We start from the raw sequence: 8,163 nt of genomic DNA on the forward strand, positions 1-8,163 counted from the left end.
TCAACAACAAACAAGTTGCCTTGTTCTGGTGGGCGATACTGGGATCGAACCAGTGACCTCTTCCGTGTCAGGGAAGCGCGCTACCGCTGCGCCAATCGCCCATGCATCCAGCCGTGGCTGGAAGACATGGTTTTCACCGAGGTGGGTACGGGATTCGAACCCGTGTATACGGCTTTGCAGGCCGCTGCCTCGCCTCTCGGCCAACCCACCGTGTAAGCAGATTCCGAGGAATTCTTGCCTTGACAGTGCCTTGCGAGCGGACGACGAGATTCGAACTCGCGACATCCACCTTGGCAAGGTGGTGCTCTACCAGCTGAGCTACGTCCGCAGTGCCGTTGCGCCGGCCTGCCCAGTAGGCATTCCGTCGCTTTCCGACGAGTAAAAACTCTATAGGAGGTTGCTTGAAACTCCAAATCGGCTGGTTGGTTTTGCTTCTTAAGGGGCTCGGATCCTTGAATTTACGGGGCTCTTCGGGAGTTTCATGGCTGTAATTCCAAGCCTGTGATTCGTCTGCGGGAGGGCGGTCCGGTTGCGTTTTGCATTCCAGCCACGGTGGGCTAGTCTTCTGTATGCACCGGCCACTTGATGCGGGTTGCACACGGGCGATTGGCGCAGTGGTAGCGCGCTTCGTTCACACCGAAGAGGTCACTGGTTCGATCCCAGTATCGCCCACCAAGAAAGGCCCCCGGATCTCCGGGGGTCTTTTGCGTTTCTGGGGCTTTCTCGACGGCTCCGTGGTACCTGCGTGGGACTCGCGAATGAGTTCCCAACGACAAATGTGCCCAGATCAAAGGTCACTTCGCAGGGCCCTAGGTATCAGGCCGATACCACGCAGCCCATAGCCGATGTCCGGGGCCCCCGCGGGTTCTCTGTGGGATCAACTCGCCGTACTCATCAAGTTGCCACACTGTGGGCGGCCCACTATATGACGCTTGCGCACCGGTCTTGGATGGCAGGCACTGCCAGGGCAGGTCTTGGAGTACGTGCCCCTTCCGCGGTGACAGATTCCAGTTTTCGCATCATCCTCCGTAGCTGTCACAACTACTTGGTGTCGATAAACGCGTCATAGAACCTGACCGGGAGCCACTTCTTCTTTAGGGCGGACGCATGGTCGTCGCAGGCGGGGCCTCAACCAGCCAAAAAACGGCGTTCCCGTTCTCCGAATGAACACAGGACCTTACTTAGGGGAATCAATGAACAAGAAGACACTTCTAGGAATGGGAGCCACGGCCTTGATAGCGGTGTCGCTCACCGCATGCGGGGGAAGCGCAGAGTCTTCGAACTCGTCATCACCCTCGGCCAGTGAAACAGCGGCGTCCGCCTCAACATCGTCCTCCGCATCCGCATCTTCTTCGTCATCTGAAGCGACCACCCCAGGTGCCTACAAGGTGGCCTCTTGGGCTCTGCCGGTCACCAACACGGGCGATAAGCTGGGCAGCTTCAAGGGCGACAGCTTCAGCGTGGACATCTACCAGACAGCCACTGACGTCGCGTCCAAGGACGGCATGTTCGTGGATCCGGACACAAAGGAAAACCTTCTGAAGAAGGGTGCCCCGATTGTCTACTTGAACTACGTGGTCACCAACACTTCGTCGGCGGACATTCCGTTGAGCCACTCGCTCATCACTCCGTCCGCCAAGTACACGGACTGGAAGTACATGGGCGGCATGCCCTCGGACTCCAGTAGCGATGGTTTCGAGAAGCACGGCCTCACCAGCTCCGGCATCAAGCTGAAGGAGAAGGACCCGTTTGTGCTGAAGCCGGGGGAGTCATTCAACGTTGCTGAGAACTTCGCATACGCTGCAGGTAAGGAAGCGAAGATCGAGGCGACCATGAATCCCCAGGGCGCGGACGGGAAGCTGGATCACGCCAAGAAGGAAACTGCCGAGACTACCGTTACGGTCAAGTAGCATGCCGCGTTTGCCCCGGCACGCTCTAGTTGTTGTCCGGGGCGAACGCGGCTTCCTTGCTAGACCTGATGCTCCCGGAGGTGGGTGCGAACGGTGCGGAGCGGCCCAAGGATGCCACTACAGGTGGAACTATTCTGTGGCAGAGCGTGTGGGGAGTCCTTCTCAGCACAGGGTTGTTGGCTGCACTGACCGCAGCTGTGATGTTCGGTGCGGGAGGGCGGAAGAATGCCTCCATCTCCGCGGTACATGCAGCCTCGGTGGCCGTACCTGCCGCTCATATCGGGTTCCTCTGATTGCCGTGATGCTCCTTCTTCCGGTGGCCGCAAGGCCTGCCGCACGTTATGGAAGCGTGTGCACGATGCTCGTCGGATTGACGGTCGCGGGTCTCTTTGCTTCCGCATGGTGTCGGGCGCAGGCGATGAACGTGGGTTTACGTCTGGGCAGGTTTCTTTATGGTTGCCTGCGATCGCGGTGATGCTTGCACTTCTGGCACTCGTTGCGTGGCGGCTCAATATAATTCGCCGACGGGCGGTGGGACATAGTCGGGTCCTAGGTCCACGTGCTCGCACGGAGCAAAGGCGCCACCTGCCAGCGAAGGCGGAACGCCTTGCCGGTACTGCTTCGGCACGCCAAGGCCCGGCTGCCAGCAACGCGGTCCTCCAAGACTGGAGTAGCCGACTCGAGCAGTTGGAACGCAGAGGGATCACACCCGCCACCATCGCCCAGACACGGCAGATGGAGCCGTCCGCCTGGCTTGTGTGGGTGTTCTACAACGGGGACATGGACGTCTCCCGGGTCATTGCTAGGTGAGCTACGACTGACGTCAGGAAAGGTGAAGAAGGCCACATGAGAGATGATTTCATCAAACCCGGGAGTTACGCCGTTCTTGGTGGCGTCGAGTATCGGCTGCGGCCCCGGGGAGACGGTTGGGCGCTGTGGACGGATCAACCAACCGCTGGGTTCACGCCGCTGGGCCGTCGGGAATTCATTCGGGAGATCGGCCCGGAGGAGCAACTGGAGTGCCACGACATCAAACATCGCGGCACTTATCGAGGCCTGATAGTCGAAATCTTTTTCAGAAATTCCCAGGGACTCCTGGTTGCTACGCGGGAACCGTCGGCGGGGGAAGAAGGGTTCGAAGGATCTGATCCCCGGGACCCCTACCGGCTGAAGACAATTCCTCAAGACGACCCGGATCTGCACTTCAGCACCGTGAGGACACGACTTCCAATGCCTTGGATGCAGCGGAAGCCACGCGACCAGGCGGACTTCGATTGGAACGACTTCCGCGACCGGCTCGCGGCGACGCTGCGCCGTGTATCGGATCGGACCAACCTGATCATCACCTCACACTTATACCCAACCCGATATGTGCAATTTTCGGGCCAGGCCGACCGTCTTGATGCCGAGGCTCCCGGGACGGATGTAGTGGGTGGTGCAGACGAATCCGTGCTGCGCGTCGCGGCTTGGCAGGCACCGGGTGCCACGCAGCCGAACTGGTCCTCGTCACTCCCACTTCCAGCACTGACCTCGGAATACCGCGAGCTGGCCGAGCGGTGCGTCGCCGCATTGCGGAACTCCTACGGCATAGCGTTTCCTGATGAAATGGGTTATCGGGCTTGGCGCGAGGCCGAGCAGATTCCACTGGGCCAGACGTGGTCCGCAGAACGCGTGGCGCGTATGGATCTTGGGGCTGATTCACTGGAATTTCCGGGGCTTGGGCTTGAGTCCAATCACGTCAGGTCAAAGGGCGATGCGACTGCAGAGCCACGTCCCAGCGTGTGGGTCAGCTCGCTCGACCACCCTCTGGTAGAGGAAATTCTTAGCACGCCCACAATGGCGGCAATCAATCCTTGCGTGAAGCTTGGCCTGCTCACGCACCCTGACGGAGTTCTTGAAGTCAGGGGCCGGAGAGTGATGTCGAAGGTCATTGCGCTGAACGACGACGGCACTCTGGAATTGCGCCATTGGATGGCCGGCCCCAACCACACCAGGGTGGTTGCCCGGGCTGACACTGTGCACCCCTTCGTCCTTGAAATGGTGAGGGAGATGCTTTGGCCGGGTAAGCAGATTGCGACGTTTGAAGATGCACCCGGCGTTAATGTCACAGTCGGGGCCAACGGCACGGAGATTCGTTGGGGACGCCGTCATTGGGTGCATTTCATCGGAGGCCCAGAGACCTTCCGCGCAGCCTACTCCCTGATTCACTTGCTTAATGCCACGGACGCCGAGATCGTGAAGTCAATCGAGACCGCGGATGGGCGGCCTCTTTTCCGGGCAGGTGAGACGTTGGAGGGCGCTGCCGTCGCGGCCGGATACAACATCAATCTTTTCAGCTATTCCGCTTGGAGGGACTGGTTGGAAAGAGCAAAAAGCGAAAACCTGGAAAGAGGCCCAAACGCGTGACATGGAAGTCAATGCCTCCCGCTGAGCTCTGCGACATCATCGACTTCTGGATAACTGCACCGTGGCCGATGTCCCAGGATGAGGCCCAAAAACGTGCTGTGGACCGGTTCGGTTGGACCATCGAAGTCGAGAACGACACGCATTACCTTATGAACACGGTGTCCAACTTCACCACCGCTGATGTCATGACCATTGACTACAAAAACGTGATGATGGATTTGAGCTTCGACACGTCGGACACAATCCGCGATGTGACTCCGGAGTCCACCGACTTCCTCAGCGATGTCCATACGCTCATGGTTCGTGAGGGTGTAGCGAGGTGGGGGGAGCCAAAGCTGGCGTACTTCAAGGACACCACAACGGCGCAATGGAACGTTGAGGACGGTGCCCGCGTTTCCTTCAGCTTTCTCCCCAGGGGTCTGACGGCAAGGTACGAGACACCGCAAGGGGTTGAACTCGATCGCCGAGCTGCCCACCAGTGACGGTCGATTGGTCGCTGCCCTGACCGCCTCGCAAGGCTCCCTCGCTGGTCAGTATTCGCGGTTATTCGGCGAATACCTCTTCGGTTCGGACCACCAAGACGTCTAGTTGAACGGTAACGCGCTAAAGTTTCTGCGTTGCTGGGCAAGGTGCTGTCCCAGCGTGACGTTGTCCGGATCGGCGTCCATTTCGTAACGACGGTGAGTCATTCACGCTTACCAAGATCGCGCTCCATCACGCAGGAGCGTCGATGGAGGACGTGATATGCACACGTGTGCTCGTTGCGTCCACGAAGCAGACTGACCTTGTAAGCGCCTGGAAGGTTTGTGCGCGACGCCTTCGGAACAGATACCGTGCCACCGCGCACGTTGTTGGGGTAACAGTCCTCGGGTATGACAATCAGCTAGTCGAGGTCGAAGCCATCGGGGCAGCCAGCGGCTAAAGGGCAGAGCGCCTTAATTTAGTGGCCGAGGGGGCGCCTGAACCGTTCCTGCGCTCTACATTGACGAGTATCCCGACATCGACTACTCAGCGGCCAAAACCTGTCCCTCAAGCCAAGGCATCCACCAGGTTTCGATAGGTCTCTTCAATGGCTCCTCTGCGACTGAAGATGACTGATGTGTCGGGGCGTGTGCGAAGGCCGCTGATTAGGCCCTTGTACATTGACTCCAGTAGTTGGGCACCGCCGTTCTGTTCCACAATTGCCGTTACCCGGGCATGCCAGGGATCCTGGTTGTCTTCGCGAGCGTAGAACCGCTCGACGGCGGACTCTTGAGTGTCCATAAGTACGACGTCCCGAAAGCCTGCGCCGGCTTTCCGGGCAATGTCACGGAACAACCTGATTTCCTCGCCGACATCAAGACAATAACTTCTCGGCCTGAGCTGGAGAAGCAACTGGACCTGGTGGCGAAAGCTGGCTATGCGACGGTGCATGGTGAACTCGAGGACGGCCTTAATGGCATTGCCGTTCCCGTCCGAGGCCACCACGGAACTGTCATCGGGGCCGTAAGTATTTCGGGCCCGTCCTTCAGGTTCAAACCCGACGAACTTCCCGAGCTGATTGAGGAGCTGAAGTGGGCAGGCCTGAAAATCAGCGAGAACATGGGATTCCGGCCTGTTACCTAGATGAACACGATGGTGACAGGCGCCAATCTCAGGTAGGGCCGAACTGGGACCCGCCAGTCACGTAGGACTGCAACGCGGCATCGCTGCCAGTTCTGCCGGGGTTGAATCTCATGGTCTCCGCGTACAACGAATGCCAGCACGCCCACCAGCGCACCCACCACGGATACGGCCGTGGAGATTGCGAAGGCATCAGCTGAGAACTGTTGAAGGCCAAACCAGAAGGGTAGCCAAATGACAACCCACTGGAGCACATCAACAATGCCGCCCCAGCGCCTTCCGCGGCTCAATCCCACAAGAGCCAGGACGGAGAGTCCCGCTATCCAGCCTGCGCGCAATTGATGAAGTTGTCACGCCCAGTCGGTTGAGAACTCGCGACGAAGGGGCCAATGAAGGTCAGCCAGAGCGGATCCTTCCCCTTGCTGAATCCAAGGTCCTAGCTCCGGCCCGCTTCCTTCCCTGTAGGAGCCCCGAGAGCTTTCCCGCAAAGAGTTTTTCGATTTCTGCGACATGAACTTTTCCATTCCCGCACTCCTTTGACTGGAGACCGACCTTGCCGGACGCAACCGGTCAGTCTCCGCAACATATGTTTGGCCGTCGGCTGTGGGGTCTGTCGGTCACTGTTCATTGGAGAGAATCCCTTGAAGTATCTGCTTGGGAAAATAACAGCCTTCGTCGCCGTATTAGTGGTCGTTTGTGGCGCACTTTCAATGGGGGTGCTCCGCCCAAGTCCATCAGCTCACGCCTACGAAGTAGCAACCAACCAGGCAGACGTTACCGGCGGAGCGGCTATTTTGACGATGCCAGGATCCGGTCTTACGGCCACCTACGATCAATCCGGACTGACTGACCTCGTGGGGCAGTCAACGATGGGCAGCCGTGGATTTGTGGCCTCTGATTTCTCACAAAACATAGGGACCGGGGCCCCGGCCGTTGAATTCGCAACGAACGCGGTCAATAACTGCGCGGCAACCGGTCCCTGCAGCGGCTTGGGGACGGTCACGATCGCGTTTAGCCAGCCCGTGAGGAATCCTGTGCTCAACATCGCTGGCATCGGTGGAAACGTGACTTGGTACGAAAACAAGAAAGGACCTGTCGACCGCCAGTCCCAGCTCCACGCCGTGTTGAATCTCGCAACCACGGGTTTGACCATGACTAAGCTCTCGGGCGGGAACCTTAGCGTGTCGGGAAATGCCATTACGGCCACTAACGACAACGCGGGTACTCGGTGCGAGACGACCACCCAAACGGACAATCCTCAGCCCGTGAATGCCCAAGCGACTGCGGCCTGTGGATCGGTCCGTATCAATGGCATTGTGACCTCGTTGACGTTCGATATCAGCGCGATCTTCGTCCAGACCACCAGCGCACTTCCGCCATACACGATCAACGACCCCGAAGATCCAAACCATAACGCGGACAACTTCGTCATGGCGATGACGGTCCCGCAGGATTTCGGTGACGCGCCTGCTTCCTACGATCAGGGCAACGCGGCCCGGGCCGATCTTTCGGACGTGACATTGGGCGCGAATGTCACCGAGGACAACGCGAGTGTGGCCAACGGCACGGCATCGCCGAACGCGGGTGCCACGGCGTTGCTGGACCAGATGGACGACGGCGTGATCCTGGCACCGATGTCACTGGGCGCTACCAGCTACTCCACAACCGTGGCCATCAGTGGCGCCAGCAAGCCCGGTACCACCTGCGGGTGGATTGATCTGAACAAGAACGGGTTGTTCGACAACACTGCTGAGCGGGCCTGTGCCACGTTCGCCGCCGGCGCCACGACCGCCACGCTGACCTGGGTTGTCCCTACCGGGGTGATGGCAGGGACGACGTATGCGCGGTTCCGGATCGGTTACACCACCGCCCAGGTCCAGGCCCCGATCGGTGCATCCAATTCCGGGGAAGTGGAAGACTACATCTTCACCGTTGCTCCTGCCGCCGCTCCTGCCATCACCTTGGTCAAGACGGTGAACAAGACCACCTTGGTGGCCGGTGAAACGGCCACGTATACGTTCGTGGCGAAGAACACGGGAAACGTGACCTTGTCCGGCGTGGTCATCACCGAGACGCAGTTCTCCGGCAGCGGCACGATGTCGGCGCTCTCGTATAGCTGGCCCGGCCTTGCGGGCATCCTTTTGCCGGGCCAGTCCGTGACAGCCACTGCCACGTATGTGGTCACCCAAACCGACGTCACTACCGGCCTGCTGACAAATACGGCAAAAGTAACGGGAAACCCACC

Annotated in this window: 8 protein-coding genes and 4 tRNA genes; 7 read left to right on the plus strand and 5 right to left on the minus strand. The window is 59.2% G+C overall.

Translation table 11 applies throughout. The features are described 5' to 3' along the window. Window positions 1-26: 26 nt before the first annotated feature. From ACFX4T_RS11020 to ACFX4T_RS11030, 3 genes are all read right to left on the minus strand, one after another. A tRNA-Val gene (locus ACFX4T_RS11020) sits at window positions 27-101 on the minus strand. Window positions 102-139: 38 nt separating this feature from the next. After that, window positions 140-210: transfer RNA gene (locus ACFX4T_RS11025), tRNA-Cys, on the minus strand. Window positions 211-255: 45 nt separating this feature from the next. Continuing rightward, window positions 256-328: transfer RNA gene (locus tag ACFX4T_RS11030), tRNA-Gly, on the minus strand. 272 nt (window positions 329-600) lie between these two features. Between ACFX4T_RS11030 and ACFX4T_RS11035 the strand changes: the two genes are divergently transcribed. Beyond that, window positions 601-675: transfer RNA gene (locus ACFX4T_RS11035), tRNA-Val, on the plus strand. A gap of 502 nt (window positions 676-1,177) precedes the next feature. On the opposite strand, the gene ACFX4T_RS11040 is transcribed toward ACFX4T_RS11035, so the two are convergent. Then, a complete protein-coding gene (locus ACFX4T_RS11040) occupies window positions 1,178-1,372 on the minus strand; it encodes a hypothetical protein (protein WP_223948673.1) in 195 nt (64 codons plus the stop codon). A gap of 16 nt (window positions 1,373-1,388) precedes the next feature. Between ACFX4T_RS11040 and ACFX4T_RS11045 the strand changes: the two genes are divergently transcribed. The 5 genes from ACFX4T_RS11045 to ACFX4T_RS11065 all read left to right on the plus strand — a co-directional run bounded on the left by ACFX4T_RS11045 (window position 1,389) and on the right by ACFX4T_RS11065 (window position 5,921). Next, window positions 1,389-1,910: a hypothetical protein gene (locus ACFX4T_RS11045; protein ID WP_223948674.1), complete on the plus strand. Its 522-nt coding sequence runs from the start codon at window positions 1,389-1,391 to the stop codon at window positions 1,908-1,910. Window positions 1,911-1,942: 32 nt separating this feature from the next. Further along, the gene (locus tag ACFX4T_RS11050) at window positions 1,943-2,203 is read left to right on the plus strand and encodes a hypothetical protein (RefSeq protein WP_377651827.1); all 261 of its coding nucleotides are present in this window, start codon (window positions 1,943-1,945) and stop codon (window positions 2,201-2,203) included. Between the two features lie 553 nt (window positions 2,204-2,756). Continuing rightward, window positions 2,757-4,316: a hypothetical protein gene (locus tag ACFX4T_RS11055; RefSeq protein ID WP_377651829.1), complete on the plus strand. Its 1,560-nt coding sequence runs from the start codon at window positions 2,757-2,759 to the stop codon at window positions 4,314-4,316. 11 nt (window positions 4,317-4,327) lie between these two features. Then, a complete protein-coding gene (locus ACFX4T_RS11060; RefSeq protein WP_377651831.1) occupies window positions 4,328-4,798 on the plus strand; it encodes a DUF6301 family protein in 471 nt (156 codons plus the stop codon). 673 nt (window positions 4,799-5,471) lie between these two features. Continuing rightward, a complete protein-coding gene (locus ACFX4T_RS11065; protein ID WP_377651833.1) occupies window positions 5,472-5,921 on the plus strand; it encodes an IclR family transcriptional regulator in 450 nt (149 codons plus the stop codon). On the opposite strand, the gene ACFX4T_RS11070 is transcribed toward ACFX4T_RS11065, so the two are convergent. Then, a complete protein-coding gene (locus tag ACFX4T_RS11070; protein WP_377651835.1) occupies window positions 5,918-6,256 on the minus strand; it encodes a hypothetical protein in 339 nt (112 codons plus the stop codon). The genes ACFX4T_RS11065 and ACFX4T_RS11070 overlap by 4 nt on opposite strands. 696 nt (window positions 6,257-6,952) lie before the next feature. Between ACFX4T_RS11070 and ACFX4T_RS11075 the strand changes: the two genes are divergently transcribed. After that, window positions 6,953-8,163: GEVED domain-containing protein (locus ACFX4T_RS11075; protein ID WP_377651836.1), on the plus strand; the 1,211-nt coding region annotated here is incomplete at its 3' end.

The sequence above is a fragment of the Paenarthrobacter sp. YIM B13468 genome (assembly GCF_042788025.1).
GTDB classification, from domain to species: Bacteria; Actinomycetota; Actinomycetes; order Actinomycetales; family Micrococcaceae; genus Arthrobacter; species Arthrobacter aromaticivorans.